This is a genomic window from Acinetobacter sp. YH12040 (assembly GCF_013420005.1).
Lineage (GTDB): Bacteria > Pseudomonadota > Gammaproteobacteria > Pseudomonadales > Moraxellaceae > Acinetobacter > Acinetobacter amyesii.
The window spans coordinates 84363-104631 of the sequence record NZ_VOZB01000007.1 but is presented as its reverse complement, the minus strand read 5'-3'; the positions used below and the strand labels follow the sequence as shown (position 1 = coordinate 104631).

Annotated in this window: 16 protein-coding genes and 1 pseudogene; 12 read left to right on the top strand and 5 right to left on the bottom strand. The window is 38.3% G+C overall.

Annotated features, from left to right (window positions below; genetic code table 11):
• Positions 1 to 194 precede the first annotated feature (194 nt).
• Positions 195 to 1157 carry a TauD/TfdA family dioxygenase gene (locus FTT99_RS09815; protein WP_180132095.1) on the top strand — a complete coding sequence of 321 codons (963 nt, stop codon included), beginning with the start codon at positions 195 to 197 and terminating at the stop codon, positions 1155 to 1157.
• 117 nt (positions 1158 to 1274) lie between these two features.
• Positions 1275 to 1979, top strand: coding sequence for a Crp/Fnr family transcriptional regulator (locus FTT99_RS09810; RefSeq protein WP_180132096.1), 705 nt, complete (start codon positions 1275 to 1277; stop codon positions 1977 to 1979).
• 60 nt (positions 1980 to 2039) lie between these two features.
• Here the strand turns inward: FTT99_RS09810 and FTT99_RS09805 are convergent, their stop codons facing one another.
• Complete coding sequence (locus FTT99_RS09805; RefSeq protein WP_078189122.1) at positions 2040 to 2528, bottom strand: TIGR00645 family protein; 489 nt, start codon at positions 2526 to 2528, stop codon at positions 2040 to 2042.
• 326 nt (positions 2529 to 2854) lie between these two features.
• Between FTT99_RS09805 and FTT99_RS09800 the strand changes: the two genes are divergently transcribed.
• The 3 genes from FTT99_RS09800 to FTT99_RS09790 are packed head-to-tail and all read left to right on the top strand — an operon-like array spanning position 2855 to position 5755.
• Entirely contained in the window at positions 2855 to 3646 is a 792-nt protein-coding gene (locus FTT99_RS09800; protein ID WP_180132097.1) for a tellurium resistance protein, read from the top strand.
• Positions 3647 to 3662: 16 nt separating this feature from the next.
• A complete protein-coding gene (locus FTT99_RS09795; RefSeq protein ID WP_111885756.1) occupies positions 3663 to 4793 on the top strand; it encodes a toxic anion resistance protein in 1131 nt (376 codons plus the stop codon).
• Positions 4794 to 4834: 41 nt separating this feature from the next.
• Positions 4835 to 5755, top strand: a complete 921-nt coding sequence (locus FTT99_RS09790; protein ID WP_180132105.1) for a hypothetical protein — start codon at positions 4835 to 4837, stop codon at positions 5753 to 5755.
• Positions 5756 to 5840: 85 nt separating this feature from the next.
• Here the strand turns inward: FTT99_RS09790 and FTT99_RS09785 are convergent, their stop codons facing one another.
• Positions 5841 to 6449, bottom strand: a complete 609-nt coding sequence (locus FTT99_RS09785; protein ID WP_180132098.1) for a DsbA family protein — start codon at positions 6447 to 6449, stop codon at positions 5841 to 5843.
• 433 nt (positions 6450 to 6882) lie between these two features.
• On the opposite strand from FTT99_RS09785, the gene ahpF reads away from it, so the two are divergent.
• On the top strand, positions 6883 to 8448 hold the full coding sequence (gene ahpF / locus FTT99_RS09780) for an alkyl hydroperoxide reductase subunit F (RefSeq protein ID WP_180132099.1): 1566 nt from the start codon (positions 6883 to 6885) through the stop codon (positions 8446 to 8448).
• A 283-nt stretch (positions 8449 to 8731) separates the two neighbouring features.
• On the opposite strand, the gene FTT99_RS09775 is transcribed toward ahpF, so the two are convergent.
• The 3 genes from FTT99_RS09775 to FTT99_RS09765 all read right to left on the bottom strand — a co-directional run bounded on the left by FTT99_RS09775 (position 8732) and on the right by FTT99_RS09765 (position 10887).
• Complete coding sequence (locus FTT99_RS09775) at positions 8732 to 8986, bottom strand: YfhL family 4Fe-4S dicluster ferredoxin (RefSeq protein WP_078194533.1); 255 nt, start codon at positions 8984 to 8986, stop codon at positions 8732 to 8734.
• Positions 8987 to 8995: 9 nt separating this feature from the next.
• Positions 8996 to 10390, bottom strand: coding sequence for a tRNA 5-hydroxyuridine modification protein YegQ (yegQ, locus tag FTT99_RS09770; protein WP_180132100.1), 1395 nt, complete (start codon positions 10388 to 10390; stop codon positions 8996 to 8998).
• 80 nt (positions 10391 to 10470) lie between these two features.
• On the bottom strand, positions 10471 to 10887 hold the full coding sequence (locus FTT99_RS09765; RefSeq protein ID WP_180132101.1) for a Cd(II)/Pb(II)-responsive transcriptional regulator: 417 nt from the start codon (positions 10885 to 10887) through the stop codon (positions 10471 to 10473).
• A gap of 76 nt (positions 10888 to 10963) precedes the next feature.
• Here FTT99_RS09765 and FTT99_RS09760 point away from each other — a divergent pair, with 76 nt between their 5' ends.
• From FTT99_RS09760 to FTT99_RS09735, 6 genes and pseudogenes are all read left to right on the top strand, one after another.
• The gene (locus FTT99_RS09760; protein WP_180132102.1) at positions 10964 to 11599 is read left to right on the top strand and encodes a cation transporter; all 636 of its coding nucleotides are present in this window, start codon (positions 10964 to 10966) and stop codon (positions 11597 to 11599) included.
• 422 nt (positions 11600 to 12021) lie between these two features.
• Complete coding sequence (locus tag FTT99_RS09755; RefSeq protein WP_180132103.1) at positions 12022 to 12585, top strand: TetR/AcrR family transcriptional regulator; 564 nt, start codon at positions 12022 to 12024, stop codon at positions 12583 to 12585.
• A gap of 689 nt (positions 12586 to 13274) precedes the next feature.
• Complete coding sequence (locus tag FTT99_RS09750) at positions 13275 to 16166, top strand: type VI secretion system Vgr family protein (RefSeq protein WP_180161425.1); 2892 nt, start codon at positions 13275 to 13277, stop codon at positions 16164 to 16166.
• Entirely contained in the window at positions 16166 to 17620 is a 1455-nt protein-coding gene (locus FTT99_RS09745) for a hypothetical protein (protein ID WP_180132168.1), read from the top strand. Before FTT99_RS09750 ends, FTT99_RS09745 begins: the two co-directional genes overlap by 1 nt.
• Complete coding sequence (locus tag FTT99_RS09740; protein ID WP_180132167.1) at positions 17620 to 18603, top strand: PoNe immunity protein domain-containing protein; 984 nt, start codon at positions 17620 to 17622, stop codon at positions 18601 to 18603. Before FTT99_RS09745 ends, FTT99_RS09740 begins: the two co-directional genes overlap by 1 nt.
• Before the next feature lie 137 nt (positions 18604 to 18740).
• A pseudogene (locus FTT99_RS09735) lies at positions 18741 to 20002 on the top strand (type VI immunity family protein).
• Positions 20003 to 20269: the final 267 nt, after the last annotated feature.

The window sequence follows — 20269 nt, the reverse complement described above, 5'->3', positions numbered from 1 at the left end:
GCTTTTTTATTTTTCGATATCGCATTTTTAGATATGAAATGGGCAAATGTTGTTAAGCAGATTTCATTACAACCATAGCAGTTTAACTTGGGAAAACTGTCAAATAATTGACAGAGTCATGGGCACGAAGTCGGCACACTGTATTTCAACAACACCATCGTTGCTTAATAATTTGAAGAATAAGGTAGAGCCCTATGACACAATTAGAATCGAATCATTACAATCCAAACTATCAATATCAGCATATTGAAGTAAAACCTGTAACCGGTCGTATTGGTGCTGAAATTTCTGGCATTCAGTTGTCTGGAAATTTAGACAAAAGCGTGGTCGATGAATTTAATCATGCACTATTAAAATATAAAGTTATATTTGTGCGTGGACAGCAAGATCTCACAGATTTAGAACAAGAAGCCTTTGCACGACTTTTAGGAAATCCGTTGAATCACCCAAGTGTGCCACTCAAAGATGGTACAGCACATACGTTGTCAATTGACTCACGTGGTGGGCGTGCAGACTCGTGGCATACCGATATTACATTTTTACCTAATTATCCCAAAGCCACAATTTTAAGAAATGTAGTTGCACCTGAACATGGTGGCGATACAGTTTGGGCCAATACCGTGACCGCTTATGAGGATTTAAGTCCGGAGCTGCAAAAGTTGGCGGAACAATTACGCGCGGTGCATAGCAACAGTTATGACTATGCGACTCCCAAAGGTCAGTACAATGAAGAAGGTCGCCATTTATTCCGTACCGCGGTAGAAGTGGAAACTGAACACCCTTTGGTGCGTGTACATCCTGAAACAGGTGAAAAAAGTTTGGTGTTGGGTCACTTCTTTAAACGCTTCATTGGATATAGTCCGGCACAGTCACGTCGTTTATTTGAACTGTTTCAAGAGCAAATCGTGCAATGGGAAAATATTGTGCGTTGGCGCTGGGCAGTAGGTGATGTGGCGATTTGGGATAATCGTGCGACGCAGCACCGTGCCATCAATGACTATGGTGATGAGTTACGTATCGCCTCACGTGTCACCATTGAGGGTGATGTACCTGTCGATGTAAATGGTCAGCCGAGTACTGTACTGAAAAATATTCAAAACACCGACATTTCAAACTTGCGTTCTGAAGCAGGCCGTATTTATGAGAAAGCATCTTAAGTATGAGAGCGTCATTTAAAACAGCATAAAAATAGATAAATAATGCGAAAAACAATGGTTTTACATTTTTCAGCACTTGCCTAAGATCGATGAGATCTTAGGCATTTTTTTATAGACGTGAGCGATCAAAAGAACACCGCCCAACAACATTTGTTGCAAATTTTGCGTAATGAAGACATCTTTCAGGGCTTTAGCGATCAGACTTTAGAACAGCTTGTGCAACAGGTGAAATATTCACGTTTTCATGCACAGAAGCACATCTTAAAACAACAACAAATCGTGCAAGATATTTATATTTTGCTTTCAGGTACGCTACAAATTGGTTGGTTGCAAAACAATGGTGAATTGATTGTAAATGACTATATCCGTCGCCAGTCGGTATTTAATTTTGTCGCACTCTTACAACAAAAGCCTTTGAATTATGATTATTTTGCTGCGACACACGTCGAGGTGGCAATCATTTCTGGAACAAGGTTTTTAGCAGTTTTACAGCGTGATCCGAAGGCGCTTTGGAATGTCGTGCAATCTCTCAGTCGACGCATGTATTTGATGTTTGAGCATAATCGTTATTTGCGAACGGCAACGCTAGAGCAGCGTATTGCTAGACATTTGATTCGACTCTATGAGCAATATGGATGTCGGCAGGAAATTCCCCTGAAACTCAGTCAGCAGGAATTTGCAGAGTCTTTTAATATTTCACGCCAAACGTTGAATAAACATCTGCAGCAATTTGTCCAAACACAAGTGATCGCGTGGAATTATGGACAAATCGTGATCTTGGATCTTGATCGTTTAAGGCGAATGAGTGAACTTGATGAATAACTGGATTTAAAATTTGACGAGAAGCCATAATCGCAAATGGCTTCATTAACCTTACCTAGATTAGTGCTTACTGATTTTATCCAAGTAACCCATCATAAAAGCAGAAAAAACAAAGGTTAAATGCATGATGATGTACCACATGATTTTGTCATTGGGGATGTTTTTCGCATCCATAAAAATGCGTAATAAATGAATCGAAGAAATTGCCACGATTGATGCTGCAACTTTGAGTTTTAATGAATTGGCATCCATGGTGCCGAGCCAATTCAAGCGATTGGTCGATTCATTAATTTTTAATTGCGAAACAAAGTTTTCATAGCCTGAAAACATCACCATCACAATCAGTCCGCCCACCATAGTCATATCGACCAAAGAGAGAATGACTAAAATCAGGTCAGCTTCTGAATATTCTAAAATATGCGGAAGGACATGAATGACTTCTTGGAAAAATTTAATCGCGAGCAGTAGCAGTGCAAAGGATAAACCAAAGTACACGGGAGCCAGAATCCAACGTGCTGCATACATTGTGTTATGGAAAAAACGTTCCATTTAAGCCTCTAAAATTATTGATCTAATATTTGGTTCTAAAGTATATGGATTAAATTTTACGATAATTTTAATAATAATTCATGTAGAGTCAGTTGTTTAATTTAAATCTAGATTGAATCTTTGGGTATCTTAAGCTTGAATTCATCTGTGTAGGTCATCATATCCATTCAAATGATGCTGTATGGCTGCTTTGGCGGATCTATAGGCAACGGTTGAATTTAATGACAAATTTGACTGATGAAATAGATGTATTTTTTGCAAAATACTACAAGACTTTTATGGCAAAACTTGTAGTATAAAAATGATTTTATTGAGTTTAATTGGCTATGTCACAAATTGATGTATTGGTGCCGTTAAAGGATATTACGGTAGATCGGGCTGAAGTGCTTTCGATTAAGCGGAATGACCTTGTGCCATTACTGACCGATCAATATCGTCTAAATCATTATGCAGATCAATCAATTCAAGCACAGTCGGTGCTGCTAGATGGTGTTGACCCTCAGTTGACGAAACAACTTAGTCAAACCATTGAGCAGTTGATTCAAGCTCTAGCCAATTCAAAAAAATATTTAAAAATACGCAAATTTAATGCCCTGCAAAAATGGTTAGGCATTGATTTGGAGTATGGTTCAGGACAAATTGAATATTATAAAAATCTGGATCAATTACTTGATCGGGCAAATCATCTGAGCCAAAAACTACAGTTAGAAATTCAAAAGTCCCAAGCACGTTTTAATCAACTACAAGGCTTACGTGAGCAAATGGCGCGCTATATCGTCGCGGCTGAAGAGTTCTTGGTGGAATACCCACAGTTTGTGAAAAATCAGCATCCGCTTGACAACTTTGCAGAACGTTTATCGAAAAAGGTGAATACGTTGCAAACCTTACAAGCCAGTAATGATATTGCGATTACGCAAATGCAGCTTTCTCAGCAGCTTTCTTTTGAATTATTAGATCGATATAAGGAAGCTCAGCAAGTGTTGATTCCAGCATGGCAATATCATGTGAAACAAAGTCGTCAAAGTAACTCGACAAGTTCATTGGAAAAGCTTGATAATAGCCGTGAAAATTTGATTAAAACTTTAAAAAAATCATTAGAGAATTCCTCTAAGTCTTAGAAATATAAGGTGAGTTATGACCGATTTAGATGCCAAAAATTTACCCGTTGAAGTAAGCAAAGAATTGACTGAAGAAAAATTTCAGCAACTCAATTTGCAGGAAATTGGCTTACAAACTTCCGATTTTCACGAAGTCGAAGCTGCACGTAAGGAATTGGCAGATTTAAGTCATAATAGTGTTGCTGAATATGGTAAAAACATTGCCACCAAGACGTCGACCTATACCGATGAATTATTAAATTTGGTGCAAAATAAAGATCTAGATGCGACAGGTCAAAAGCTCAATCAGGTGGTACAAGTCGCACAGCAACTAAACACCACGAGCATTTTAAATAAATCTAAAAGCTCAGGATTTTTTGGTGGTTTACTGAGTAAATTTAAAGGTGCCAAGCAAAGTTTTGATCAGCACTTTAATACCACCAAAGAGCAAATTGATGCGTTGGTCAAAGAAATTGAAACTTCGCAAAATGGCTTAAAAGCGCGTGTAAATACCTTAGATAAAATGTTTGAAGGCGTACAAGACGAATATAAACAATTAGGGGTGTATATCGCCGCAGGTAAGTTGAAAGAGCAGGAAATCCAACAGGAAATTGCAAGCTTAACCACTCAAGTTCAAGATCAAACCACTACGCAAAAAATCTATGACCTCAATCATTTGGCAAATAATCTTGAAAAACGTGTGAGTGATCTACAGATCTTGCAACAATCTGCTATGCAGACCTTGCCGATGATTCGCATTATTCAATCCAATAATTTGATGTTGGTTGATAAATTTTATGCTATTAAAAATATCACCTTACCGGCATGGAAAAACCAAATTAGTTTGGCGATTTCATTGCAAGAACAAAAGAACAGCGTGCAATTGGCAAATAGCATTGATGATGCGACCAATGACCTATTAAAACGCAATGCAGATTTATTGCATCAAAACTCTGTCGATACAGCGAAAGCCAATCAGCGTTCAGTGATTGATATCGAAACACTTGAACATGTGCAAAATACCCTCATTAAAACCGTTAATGATGTGATTCAAATTCAGAAAGAAGGTGTACAAAAGCGTGAAGAAGCGACGACACGTATTCGTGCCTTACAAAACAATTTGAATCATCTGGTGATTGAATCGAGTGGTTCAAACCCTTCTTCATAAGCTGTGAGGGAGGTGAAAATATAATCTGAAGGAGTATGTCTTTGCCTCCCATTGATGAATATGCGCTAAATCCGCAGCAACTGGAAACAGGGCTTCAAACCATTAAGAAGCGTCAACGCAATTTGACGTTATTGACTTTAACCAGTGTTTCTGTGCTGATCGTTTCGGCTGTGATGCTGTTTATTCAGCATGATATGGTCTATAGCTTTTTTGGCCTAAGCTCTAGCGTACAGCAATTGCATATACCCATTAGTGCAGGTGATTTGGCATATCAACTCGGTGAGTCCTCCGACTATTTTTCAAATTTTTTATCCTTTATTGGTTGGTTATTTCTCAAACTCATCGTTTCATTTATTGGCGCATTTTTCTTGGTTGGATTTCTAAAGAAATTTCAATTTTTTAGAATTCGCTTCCAATCTTTTGTATTGAAATTTGTCGGCTGGATTTTATCGTTTATTGTGCTTTGGTCAGGCTTAACTTATGTGCAATATGACCTTAATCATGATGACCGTGCAGCAGATCAAAAATTGGTACATTATGAAAAAAATATTCAGGAAAGCCAGCTGGCTTTCGAAATGGAAGATGCACAATTGGCAAAACCCGTGCAAGCCTATTTACTTGCACAAGCTGCTTTGATGCATAAGCCTGTAGATCGTGCGACAGCAATTCCTTTGGTGCAATCCTTAATCAATACCGAGCAACAAAATCCAGCAAAATTCCGTGAATACGGTTTTCAGCCTGAACAGCTCTGGGCGATGCAAAATCAGCTATTTGATAAAACCATGACACCGATGGCGCAAAGCGTGGAAAAACAAGTTCAGCAAGCCAATGTAGTAGAAGTTGTTGTACGTTGGGTGTTGATCGTCGTGATAGTACTCACGCTGATTTTGAGCTTAATTTTGTATCTGCTTTCTCAGCAGTTCAAATCACGGATTATTCGAATTGAGCAGGGACTTCATTAACAGGCCTATTCACTTTTTAGATCATGGCATTGCTCAGAATAAAAATCCCCATCACATAGTATGGGGATTTTTGATATTGGGTAGATTAACTTGCGCGATGAAAAAGTTGTCGAAGTTCCTGTGTAGAAAAAGTCTGATCATTTACTTCGCCATCCACAAGGTAAAAAGGAATGGGGTGTTGTCCCTTTGATTTTACATACTGTGTAATTTCATGCTGACGGTCTGCAATATCTTTATGTTGAATTGAGCGCAGTACTTTTGAGCCATCTAAACCAATGCCTTCAATGATGCTTTTTAAAACGTGAATATCTGCAATATTTTGACCGTGTGCAAATAATGCATGGAATAGGACTTGAGTCAGGGCATATTGATCCAGAATATTGTCCAAGGCCAATATAGCTTGATGAGCCAGTTGACTGTTTGGCATACGTTTCATGTACTCAATATTGACAATCACATCTTCGCTATAAGCGGCGAACTTCGTCATTTCGAGTTTTCGCTTTGCTGCACTCGCACCATACTTATCGGTTAAATACTGCAACACATCTAAGCCTTGTTCAGGAATTTCTGGAACGCGTTGAATCGGTAATAGCTCTACACGGGTTTCTGTATGTTCATTCCAGTTTTGTTTTAACTTTTGAAATGCGACATAACTCATGGGATAAACAATATCAAAGACAAATTCAATTTTCATTATTCTGCTCACTGTTGATTTTATACTTGTAGATCGATGGCTGATTGATGCAAGGGATTGATTGTGGCTTTATTGATGGAACTCAAAAGCAGTCAAATCATCTGATATTTCCTTTGATTTAAAGCCGACTTGCTGAAATGAAACTTAAAGCTTTATAAAGATTTTGTAATTGATCAGGTCGTGCGTATGTCTTGCATAGACTTGGTGTAATTTCAATAAAAAAGAAAAAAATGAGGAATTTATCACGATATATGTGTACGAAATAAATCATTTTAATGTTAATATACGTCCATATATTTATGATTTAGAAAGAAATTTAACTATTTGATTTGTAAAACCGATTAATTTTATAAAAACAAACCGTTTCACCTATTTAATGGTTTATTCTATCATTCTCTCATCAAATAAATTTACTCCTTTGGAGACGTTAGCAATGTTAGATCAAAATACTTCTGCTCAATTAAAAACCTTACTTGAACGCCTTGAAGGCCCGATTGAAATCGTCGCAACTTTAAACGGTACAGACAAGTCTGACAAAATTAAAGAACTCGTAACTGAAGTTGCTGCTTTGTCTAACCTTGTTACTGCTCGTTTCGATGGCAATAACAGCCGTTCACCAAGTTTTGGTATTGCAAAAGCAGGTGAAACACCACGTGTATTCTTCGCAGGTCTACCGATGGGCCACGAGTTCACATCTTTGATTCTAGCTTTGCTACAAACTTCAGGTTATGCACCAAAAGTGTCTGATGAAGTTCTTACTTCTATTAAAGGCTTAAGTCTTAAAGCTGATTTTGATGTATTTGTATCACTCAGCTGCCATAACTGTCCTGACGTGGTTCAAGCACTTAACTTGATCGCAATTTACAACCCAGGTACAACTGCAACCATGATTGATGGTGCATTCTTCCAAGAAGAAGTGGAAGAACGCAAAATCATGGCTGTACCAATGGTATTCCAAGACGGCAACCACATCGGTCAAGGTCGTATGACCTTGGAAGAAATCATTGTCAAATTGGATACTAACTCTGCAGCGAAAGATGCTGAGAAAATGAATGCCAAAGAAGCATTTGATGTTCTTGTGATTGGTGGTGGCCCTGCAGGTAATACGTCTGCAATCTATGCAGCACGTAAAGGCATTAAAACCGGTATCGTGGCTGAACGCATGGGCGGTCAGGTGATGGATACCATGGACATTGAAAACTTCACGTCGATTCAAAAGACACAAGGTCCTAAGTTTGCTGCTGAAATGGAAGCACATGTACGTGAGTACGGTGTGGACATCATGAACTTGCAACGTGTATCTGACATCAAAGGTGCTGACCAAACAGCCAATGGCTTAGTTGAAGTGACTTTAGAGAATGGTGCAAAACTTGAATCTAAAACAGTGATTCTTTCAACAGGTGCACGTTGGAGAGAAATGAACGTTCCGGGTGAACAAGAATACCGTACACGTGGTGTTGCATACTGCCCACACTGTGACGGTCCATTGTTTAAAGGTAAACGTGTTGCAGTCATCGGTGGTGGTAACTCAGGTGTCGAAGCGGCGATTGACCTAGCTGGTATTGTAGAACATGTAACACTCGTTGAGTTTGATACTAAGCTTCGTGCTGACCAAGTCCTTCAAGACAAGTTAAACAGCTTACCGAATACCACTGTGATCATGAATGCATTGTCTACAGAAGTGGTCGGTGATGGTTCACAAGTGACTGCATTGAACTACAAAGACCGTGCAACTGATGAAATCAAAACGATTGAATTGGCTGGTATCTTTGTACAAATCGGTTTGTTACCAAACACTGATTTCTTAAAAGAAACAGCAGTTGAACTTTCAAACCGTGGTGAGATCGTAATTAACGAGCGTAACGAAACCAATGTGAAAGGTGTATTTGCTGCCGGTGACTGTACAACAGTACCGTACAAACAAATCATCATTGCAACAGGTGAAGGCGCGAAAGCATCATTGTCTGCTTTTGATTACATCATCCGTTCGGGTCAATAAAAGAAAGGCCAGTGTGTTTCGAGAAACACACTGGCCGCGCTGAATGTTGTCATTAGAATATTATTTTTCTTAATATTCTCGTTTTACAGGAACTTTGGATGCTAACACCGGAGTTCCTTTTTTTTTGTCTGCAAAATTAGGATTCAAAAATGTCCCCACACATTTTGAACCCTATTCGTTGCCCAGCTATTTTTGTTTTACAACCTTATTTTTATACTTTCCCCAAGGTTGTTTCTCTATATAAAGTGGATTAAGCAAGTCTTACGCCAATCACACCATGCATTTAAGATTTAAATAAATTCAAACCCTTAAACTTCTCCAATAAATCAGTTTGGCTTTCGATATGCTCCGGATGCGGAATAATGCACTCAATCGGACAAACTGAAACGCAAGTTTGGTGCTCATAGAAACCGACACATTCAGTACAACGTGCGACATCAATTTCATAAATCTTTGAGCCTTCATAAATGGCATCATTGGGACATTCAGGTAGACACATGTCACAATTGATGCATTTATCTGTAATCAACAAAGCCATAAAGCGAACTCAAGCCTGATACGCTAAAGACGAAGCCGAAATATCTACGGTCGAATTGGGTAAATTACGAATCAGTAAGGCGTAGCGCATATCGACATCGGCAGGAACAGGAATATCCACGATATGACCTGAACCTTTGGCATCCTCAATCAGATTACCTTTTTTATCTTTCATTTCAGTTAAAACGAAGGTGATGTTGCCTGAAGTGGTCATCAGTTCTAAAGAATCACCCACAACAAAACGGTTTTTCACTTCGATTTTAAGAGAGTCACCATCGCGTTCTAAAACTTCACCTACAAACTGTTGATGATCAAAACGTGATGAGCCGGTTTCATAGTTTTGATATTCACTATGAACATGGCGGCGTAGAAAACCTTCGGTATAACCACGGTTCGCAAGACCTTCAAGCTGAGACATGAGAGCAGGGTCAAACGGTTTACCAGAAAGGGCATCATCGATGGCTTTACGATAAATTTGAGCGGTACGCGCACAGTAAAAGTAAGACTTGGTACGGCCTTCAATTTTTAAAGAATGAATGCCCATTTTGGTTAAACGGTCTACATGCTGTACAGCACGCAAGTCTTTCGAGTTCATGAAATAAGTGCCATGTTCATCTTCTTCGGCAGCAAACATGTCTTCTTCATTGCGTTGTAATAAAACCGGCTCGCCGAATTGGTGTTGTTCTAGGGCGTGTTGCTCATCGGCATTTTTATTATTGCAGCATGATGATTCTTCAATTTGTGTGACTGGAATAACATCACCAGTTTCATCTTCAACTGCATCGTGAATTTTATAATCCCAACGGCATGCATTGGTACATGCACCTTGGTTTGCATCACGTTTATTCATGTAGCCAGAAAGTAAGCAACGACCGGAGTAAGCCATACATAATGCACCATGTACGAAAACTTCAATTTCCATATCAGGTACATTGTGTTTAATTTCTTCAATTTCTTCGATTGATAATTCACGTGACAAAATGACACGTGTCAGTCCCATATTTTTCCAAAATTTAACCGTTGCCCAGTTCACCGCATTGGCTTGTACAGACAAATGAATGGACACTTCTGGAAAATGTTCACGCACCATCATGATTAGACCAGGGTCAGACATGATCAGTGCATCAGGATTCATGGCAACCACAGGCTCAAGGTCACGGATGAAATTTTTCAGTTTTGAGTTATGCGGTTGGATATTCACCACCACATAAAACTTTTTACCTAAAGCATGGGCTTCTTCAATGCCAATTTTTAAATTGTCATGGTCGAAAGCATTATTGCGCACACGTAAGCTATATCGCGGCTGACCTGCATACACGGCATCTGCGCCATAAGCAAAAGCGTAGCGCATATTTTTCAATGAGCCAGCAGGTGAGAGGAGTTCGGTTACGTGTTGAATCGTCATGTCAATAAAGGCATAAAAAATTTATGGCTTTATTGTAGTGATCTAAAAAAAGGTTTCAACCAAGTATTTTAGTTGGGTTTTCAAGATATTCCGTTTTCCAAATGTTTTAAAATTTGGCAATCATTGATTTGGCTGGTTTCATTACAACTGGCACGGAGCTCACTTAACTGTATTTTAAAATTTTCTAATTCTTTAATTTTTTCAGAAACTTGACGAATGTGATTGTCAATTAATTCATTCACAGCATGACAGCTTTGCGTAGGGGATTGCTCAAGTTCAAGCAGGGTTTGAATCTCAGTGAGAGAAATATCGAGGTTTCGACAGCGTTTAATAAAAACCAAACGTTTGTACATTTCTTCATCATAATAGCGGTAATTATTGTCTGCGCGGAAGCTAGGTTGCAGCAGTTTTTTCTTTTCATAAAAGCGAATACTGTCAACGCTTACCCCAGATTTGGTGGACAATTCTTTAATCAAATAATGTTTTTGTACGTTCATGCTTGACCTTGGAGTGAGTCCATAGTTTTGAATAAGAGTAATACAAATCCATTGATTTTAAAATTGGAGCACATTTATGGCATGTACATGTAGTCATGAGCCAGCACCAAACAAACCCAACAGTAAATTTCGTATCGCACTTTGGATTGCCTTAATCATTAACGCCATGATGTTTTTGGTGGAGCTGATTGGTGGGGCTTATGCACATTCTTCTGCGCTTTGGGCGGACTCGCTGGATTTCTTTGGTGATGCTGTAAATTATGGAGTTTCATTAGCCGTGCTTGGCGCCAGTTTATATTGGCGTGCAACAGTTGCCTTGGTTAAAGGTTTTGTTATGGCAGCGTTTGGGATCGTGGTGATTGCCAAAGTGCTCTATGCCTATGCCAATGGGATCGCACCTGAACCGATCACCATGGGTATAATTGGTATCTTAGCTTTAGTCGCTAATGTCATCTGTGCATACGTCTTATATGCCTTCCGAGAAGGCGACTCCAATATGCAATCCGTTTGGCTATGTAGCCGTAATGATGCGATTGGTAATGTCGCGGTGATCTTGGCGGCCGTCGGGGTATTTGGTACAGGAAGTCTATGGCCAGATTTGATTGTGGCTGTAATCATGGCGATCTTAGGTTTAACGGGCGGTTATCAGGTAATTCGAAAAGCACTGCAAGAGCGTAAGCAAAAAGATATTCTGAGTACCCCTTGCTCTTAAATACTTACTCTTAAATCCACCATTAATGCATTCATTTCAGCAAGGTTTTTAACGCAGATGAAGAGTCGTTAAGTCGCTAGTTGAAATGGCTTTGTTGCACAAATATTTCATAACTATATGATTTTAAAGGTTTTGATTATTTTTTGATCCAAAATTAAATTTATTTAAATCAGATGCTTACATATTTATGCAACAAAGCCAGTTGAAATTAAAATAGCAGTCAGTTTTATACAAAATTTTCCTGACTGCTAATTCGATAAATCATCTGAAATCAGACTGTATTTAATGGGGTGCTCAGGTTTTATCTACAGACTCCAATTAAGTTATGCTTTACAATAGCGCGCGAAAATCATGTTTAAAAATTAGGTTTTCTACCTTAAAAGCTTTATGTTTAGGCCCCATTGGTGCATCAGGTAAATTAAATGTCGAAAAAGCAAGACATCATTAACGTTGCGCTCCAACTCTTCAATTCTTATAGCTATAACTCGATTGGTATAGATCGAATTATTGGGGAATCGGGCGTTGCTAAAATGACGTTTTATAAATATTTCCCCTCTAAAGCCAAATTAATTGAAGAATGTCTCGTGATTCGAAATCTTAATTTACAGGAATCACTTGAAACTGCTATTGCAGAATGTGATCCAGAAGACCATCTTTCACATATTAAAACCATTTTTGCTTGGTACGATGCTTGGTTTCATACTGCAGATTTCAATGGTTGTATGTTTCAAAAAGCAGTAGAAGAAATATCTAAAGTTTATCCGTCTTCATTGCAACCTGCGATCGACTATAAAGAGTGGCTTAAATCAAAACTAAGTACTGCCTTGCAACATCTGGGCATTCAGCAAACTGAACAACTCGCTGCATTTCTGAGTAGTATTTTGGATGGCATGACCATCCAAGCCCAAATTGACCCCAACCAAGTGCATTTAGCAGATTATTGGAAGCGAGTTGAAACCTTAATTCGTTTGGAATTGGCTGCTTAAAATTTGCTTGTAGGCATCGGGGTATAAAATCTAGCGACGACTTATTTGTATTGATTAACCATCAATTTTTTTCACATGACTTAAGATTCTAAGAAAATAAAAAGCGCGATTATTTGGGGTAATCGCGCTTTGCTGACAATTGTGCGTTCAAATCATTCACTTTGTTAGCTTAAGTCAATGATTTGATTTTCGAACGTTTTATACGTTTTCTCTCATTTATATTGTTACCCTCTGAATGCTAAATTCATTCGGTTTTTGCAGCAAAATAGACAGACTTGTCTGTTTTTTTGAATTATAGGGGATCTTAGGTGAATTACAAGACAGGAAAGAAAGGATTGTATGTTTTTTAATCTAGCTTAAGTTTAAATTAATCCACTATTTTTAAAGATAATATTAAAAATTTGATCATTAAGCTCGATGTAAATTAGATGATAAAACTATTTTTACACTTGTGTGAATGACGTTGCTTGTCGGATGCAAGTGCATGGTCTAAGACCATTTTGTGAATATTTTATATACAAGAAGTATTTAGTGAGTGGGTTCTCAGCTTTTTATTTTTAAGTGAATTTTTGAATCGTGGATTTTACATAACGAAACATCTTCTAGGGTTTTAAGCATTAAGTTTATTGATGAATTTGACTAAACTAGCAGCAAAATTATTTCCATGATTACAATTTAGAATTTTTATTATGTTAGGCAAAATATTTGCTGTATTAGAACAATTGGGTCTATCCGCTCAAAAACGTGCCATTCATGTGCAATTTTCCAACCCTGCGTTGAATGAAGAGCTTTTTATTCAACGTATTGATGGGGAGCATGTCTTAAACCAAGGCCTGCAAGCGACTTTGATTTGCCTATCTACTAACGCACTTATTCCGTTAAAACAATTTATTGGCGCACAAGTCGCCGTTGATCAAGTGACTGATCAGGGCGAACTCTTCCGTACCACGGGTATTATTACCGAAGCCACCCAAGGGCAGAGTGACGGTTCACTCACGCTGTATAAACTCACTTTAGAAGATGCAACATCGCTATGGCATAAGCGCCGCAACAGCCGTGTGTTTATGAACAAATCGGTGCGTGATGTCAGTGAGACTCTCTTTAAAGAATGGCAAAGCAAAAGTCCGCTCTTTGCTGCCAGTCTAACGCTAGATCTAAGCGGTTTAGGCCAAAACTATGACGTTCGACCTTTCATCATGCAGTCGAATGAAAGCGATTATGACTTTTTAACTCGTCTTTGGCGCAGTGAGGGTATCAACTGGCTCATCGATGAAGCAAAGCTGAAAGTGCCACATTCCTCAGCGCCAATTGAAAAACAAAAACTCCGCCTGATTGATGACAATAGCCAATATCAAGCGCTCAGCCGTCGTAGTATCCGCTTTCATCGCTCTAGCGCCACAGAAAAACAAGACAGCATCACCAGCTTGATCGGTGAACGTAGCATTCAACCGACTGCGGTCCATGTGCAGCGCTGGCAAGCCGATGGACTGAGCCAAGAAGAAGGCGCAGGTTCAGTTCAAAGCAAACATCAGCATAGCCAAAGCCAAGACAATGCCAGCTTAAGTTTGGAGCAAGCATGGCATATCAGCCCTGCATGGATGCAAGACTTAAAAGGTGAAGATCAAGCTACGGCTTCATCCAATAGCCAGATTGAAAAACTGAATCAAAACCTAACACGCTATCACGAGCTACAATCGAAAAAATTCAGTGCACAATCGACTGTGCGTGATACCCAAGTGGGTTATTGGTTTGAATTGAATGAACACCCAGAAATCGATCAACACAGTGGTGCAGACAAACAATTTTTAATCACAGAAAAGAAATTCTATAACCAAAATAACTTACCTAAAGACCTCTCTGAACAAGTCAATCAACTGATTGAACAAAGTCAGTGGAACATTAAACCCATCCATGAACAGGCCGAGCGTCAGGCCAATCAGCTCACATTACAACGCCGCAATATTGCGACGGTTCCTGAATATAACCTACTCGAACACCGTCCAAGTACCCATCCGCAACGTGCTAAAGTCGTTGGTCCAAGCGGTGAAGAAATACATGTCGATGAATGGGGACGAATCAAAGTCCGCTTCTTATTTACCCGTGGTGATGACCACAGCCATGATGGCGGTGCAGGCAGTAATGACAATGACACAGATTCTGCATGGGTAGATGTGCTTACACCATGGGCAGGTGAAGGTTATGGCGCACGCTTCTTGCCACGCATTAATGAAATCGTGGTCATCGATTTCTTTGACGGCAATATCGACCGACCATTTGTGGTGGGGCGCATACATGAAGCACAGCGCAGTCCGACCCAATTTGATAGTAAAGGTAAACTGCCAGACACCAAAAAACTGGCTGGAATAAAAAGTAAGGAAGTCCAAGGTGAAGGCTTTGGACAACTACGCTTTGATGACACGACTGGACAAATATCGACACAATTACAAAGTACTCATGGTGCCACTCAGCTCAACCTAGGGAACCTCAGTCATCCCAAAGAAACCGCAGAAAGTGAGGGAAGAGGCGAAGGCTTTGAACTGAGAACCGACCAATGGGGTGCAGTGCGTGCAGGACAGGGGCTACTTGTTAGTACACACCCACAACAACAAGCAGCAGCAATGCACCTCGACGCACAAGCGGCGAAAGAACAAATCGAAGCCAACTTAAACAGCAGTAAAGCCTTAAGTGAAGTGGCGAAAAACCAGCAAACTGACCCACTTGAAGTCTTAGATAATTTAAAAAACTTCCTTGGACAAATCGAAAAAGGCAGTAAAGAAAAAGCTGATGCCTTTAAACAAGCCTTGATGATTTTATCTGCACCAAACTCAATTGCTGTGAGTAGTCAGGAAGATATTCATCTTTCAGCAGATGGACAGATCAGCCAAAGTGCAGGCGATAGCATCAATCTCAGCAGTCAAAAATCCTTAATTGCCCATGCACAAAGCAAGATCAGTCTATTTGCAGCACAAGAAGGTTTACGCGCGTATGCAGGCAAAGGCAAAGTTGAAATCCAAGCCCAAGGAGATGGGGCAGATTTAATTGCTCGCAAAGGGATTCAGATCATTTCGACGGAAGATGTAGTTTATATCACCAGTCCTAAAGAAATAATCCTGACTGGAGGCGGATCACAGCTCAAGATTAATGGTTCTGGCATATTCCCTACCACGGGTGGAAAGTTTGAGGTTAAGGCCGGGCAGCATTTATTTACAGGTGGAAGTACGGCTCAACCAAAAAATATTACTTTACCATTATTAGGTGAAATGCAAAATTGGATGGAATTGAACTACCATTATGATGATTTATCACCAGTTAAAGGGGCTCCTTTTAAAGTCTTTTTTGAAGATGGAAGTTACAGAGAAGGTACTTTAGATGATAAAGGGTACGCTAAATTAGAAAATGTACCTAAAGGAAAATCTGAAATTTATTATGGGGAAGATCCGTCAGAGTTTAAAAAAGACATTCCCGATGACCTAGATGCAGAAATTGAAGATACAGACACTATTGACGATGATATTTGGTCACTATTAGATGAAGAAGCATATCAAAAACTTACAAATAACTTACAGAATGGAGCGAAATAATGGGCTCTGTCGCTAAATATAAACGTTCTGTAGATTCTGTTCCCGGTGGATGGCTACAAAGTTTAAAAAAAGACACTATGACTTTCTTTAAAGGTGAAAGTACTGGTGGTTGGGCAATTTTAGCGGAGACGGTAATTGGGTGTGTACCTGTTTTAGGTCAATTGGTAGACGCGAGAGATATTATTAAAGCGATTATCATTTTATCTGCAAATCCTGCTAGCCCTGCTGGATGGTTTGATCTTATTACAGCATTAATTGGCTTAGTTCCAGGTGGTGGGGATGCTGTCAAAATGTCATTAAAAAGTGTCAAAAAAGGCGCTTTACCAATGGATAGTATTTTAGATGGTATCCGAAAACTAGGGAAAGGTGATCCTGAACAACTGATTCGTAAATGTTTAAATTTAAATGCATTACAAAAAAATTTAGATAAAATTTTAACCAACCCTCAAGTACTAAATCAATTAAGTCCTCAAGCGCGTAAAAACGTAGATCAAATTAGAAGAAATTTAGGAAAACAATTACAAGAATTTAAAAAAGAAGTTGATGGTTGGTTAATAAAAAGTAGAAAAACCTCTGCAGATGCAAATGTACGCTCAAAGACTCAAACGACTAAGCCAAACTCAACTAATGGTAGTGGTAATACAAACAATACAAATCAGGGCAGGACGAATACCTCTAATAACTCTTCCATAGCACAAAAAACAATTAACCAACTTTCTGATAAGCTAAAAGGAATACTCGGTGAACACATGGCTGACTATTATTGTCAGGATATTAAGGGATGGGGGAAAAAGGCTAGCCATGATAAATCAAATACTATAAATCAAAATAAATTAAATGATAGTGGAGAAATGGTTCAGTTAATTTCCTTGAAGAGCCGTGGTCGAGGCATAGATGGTGTTTGGAAAACAAATGGTTCTCCAAAAAAATATGCGATAATTGAGGCAAAATGTAGTCAGTCACCAACAAGGAGTTTAAAAGAGCTTCTAGGCGATTCTAAAGATAAAGATGGTGCAGATAAACAACAGGCAGCTACTTTTGGGGGTACTGGGCGTAGAAACCGAGGTGGTGGATCAACTACTAGTTTAAACTCAGGAGGTGGCGTAAAAGATATTAGTGGAGAACGCAGCCGAAACACTGATGGTTATGTTACACAAATGAGTCATAACTGGATCAGAAGTAGGCTTCTGAAAGCTGTTTCACAAAAGCAGTCAGTTTTTTCACAAATAATGCTTCATGGATATTTTAGGCTGGTAGTTTTTTTTAGTATTCCGCAAGTAGTTAGCCACGCATATGCATTGATTGAATATGGAGCAAAAAAAGTTCCAAATGATGCCTTACATACTACACACCAACCTACTCGTATTTGGGGAGACTCTGATATAAGTAAAGTTGTTGATAATAAAGGTGGTTTAACAGGTTCTAATCGAAGTAATTTAGGTAATCGAAGATAATGACTTTACAACAATTTGAACGAAGACAACAATTTCTTACACCTCAAATGTATGAAACATTAAAGGCGGAAACTCTGAACACTATTGAAACTTTTAAAGTAAATCCTACAGGTGTTGGTGATTCACTAGAAGAAAGATGGGTATACTCTTATGCTATCGTAGCAGAGAACTATTTAAATCTACTTTTATTGGAATATACAGCTGGCAATAGTTTACCTTTTATTAGAAGCCAACTTGAAATAGTTATTGACTATTATGAGCAATATGGAAGTAAATTAAGAAGTTATCATAAAAATATAAACTTACCAGTTTTTGAATTATTTACTATTGATGGCTATTGTCCATGTATTTGGTTAATCAGTTTGTGTTATTTACTCCACCGAAAGGATTTACTACCTAGAGTTGCGAAATTAATTGACGGAGAAATGAGAGAAAATGTTGCTCAAGATTGGCTAATTGAAGAGTATTTATCTTTTTCAGATGAAAATAGATATGATTGTTCAACAGTATTAGTACCAAAACCTTACTTATTATTATGTGAAGCCTTTTCAAATCAAGATAATGAAATTTCTTTAGCTTTTGTCCGTAAGTTTTTAAAGAATTGGTACAAAGATTTATCAGGTGCACCTTGGCATGATACTCATAAATCTGAAGGCGGTTATTATGGATATTGGGCTTTTGAAGCAGCTTGCGCTGTTATTCTATTAGAAATAGAAAATGATAAAGAATTTCATGAATACCTCTATTATCCAAAAGACTTAATAGAGTTCTATCGTACATTTAAACCTAGTAGTGCTGAAATTGACCTCCTAACTAAATATCAAAAAGTATCAATTCAAGCAGGTGAAAAATGTCCTCAATCGGGATATTGGTTCACTGTAGCTAAGGAAAACACTCGTAAATACTTTAAACAAGGGGAAATTTTCCCTGATTTTGAAAGTGATTGGGGGGATGTGTACTGGCAGTATGATGGGGATGAATGATTTATGCCCTTCGGGGCATTCTTTTAAATAAAAACAATAATTTTCACTTTTACGTTATTCTGGAGATGCTACGCCAAAGGATCAAAGTAAAGCCCAAACTCAAGGGAATACAAGAGGTAGAAGAGGAAATTAATATAATGAGTACAGTACAACTTTATTTAAATGAACAAGAAATAGCTGAATTGGCTCGAGATATTCCTCAGGATACTTCCATAATTTATGGAGAGGAAAAGAAAGAGTTTGGTATTTGCCCCTATATCACTTTGTACATGCATCAAGAAAATGCTGAAGATCTACTAAATAAAGTTTTAGATATTTATATTGAATTTGAAAAATCCATAATAGATAAACCTTTTCAATTAAGGTTTAGGAGTGACACTGAGGTTTGGAAAAGGCTGATAAATGGATTAGAAGCCGAGATGAGCTTTTAGTTGAAATGCATAAAGTCTTTAAAAAATATTTTGTATATTTTATAGGTGCAACATCAGCCGAGGCGGATACACAGAGTGCACGTTGGGCTTTAGAAAGTAATATTCGAGACTCAAATGAGCGCTATTCTAGTATTAAATTAACTTTTGGCGATCAATGGTATAAAACCAATAAGATGGTTTGGCACACTTTTGTTGAAAAAATTTTAAGACAACTCAATCCAATACAAGCTTATAGCGGTTATGAAATAGGTAATACTGGACAGTTTGCTTATATTTCACCTGAGTTCGAAACTGTTGAACGCACATTTTCAGATTATTTTTATGGACTCGATATTGATCATCCTGGTATGGAGTTTTCTCATGAAAATATGTTTATTGCAGAAGATCGGGATGGGTTAGGTGGTGGAATTCGTACGCCTACATGGTGCTTTTTACTTTCCCCCTACTGGCTAGAGAAACTAGACTTGAGTGAAGAACAAATTCGTGAAAAACTAAATGATCCACGAATTGAAATTACTAAAATTATAGACCCAGAAGATTCAACAAAATACAGCTTATGGATACGTTTGGGAGAGCTTTCACTTTATCCAGTTGAAGCAGGTTTTCCTGATTTATTGGTGATGGCAAATGAACTAATTAAACCGATACGTTGTGATAACTTAAAACTGACCACTTTAGATGCATGGTCAGATGATCCAAATCCACGTTTTGATGCCGTAAGTTCAAAGCAATGGATTGCACGATTTGATGAAGACAGCACTTGGCCTGAATTAAAACGAGTGGAAGTTGAAGTTCAAGAACCAGAAAGAATAGATATTGGTATTGCCGGTAGCCCATGTCCTCACGCAGGTTATTGGTATACTTTTGCTAAAGAAAACTCACGTCAATATTTTAAACAAGGTGATATATTCCCTGATTTTGAAAGTGATTGGGGTGATGTGTACTGGCAGTTTGATGGTGAAGAATGATTTATGCCCTTCGGGGCATTATTTTTGGAATAAGAATGATTTTTGATAAAAAGAAAAGACAATTATTTTTAACAGATGAAGTTTACAATAGAGTAAATATTTTTTTAAAAGAATTACCTATTGAAATTTTAGAAAGTAAAAAATATATGAAGACAGTCCATCTGATATAAGAAGATTAGATTATTACTTATCACTACATTCTTATGATTTATTAAGTCTAAATTTTACTGCTGGGTTTGATATTTCTACACTTAGAATTCTATTAGA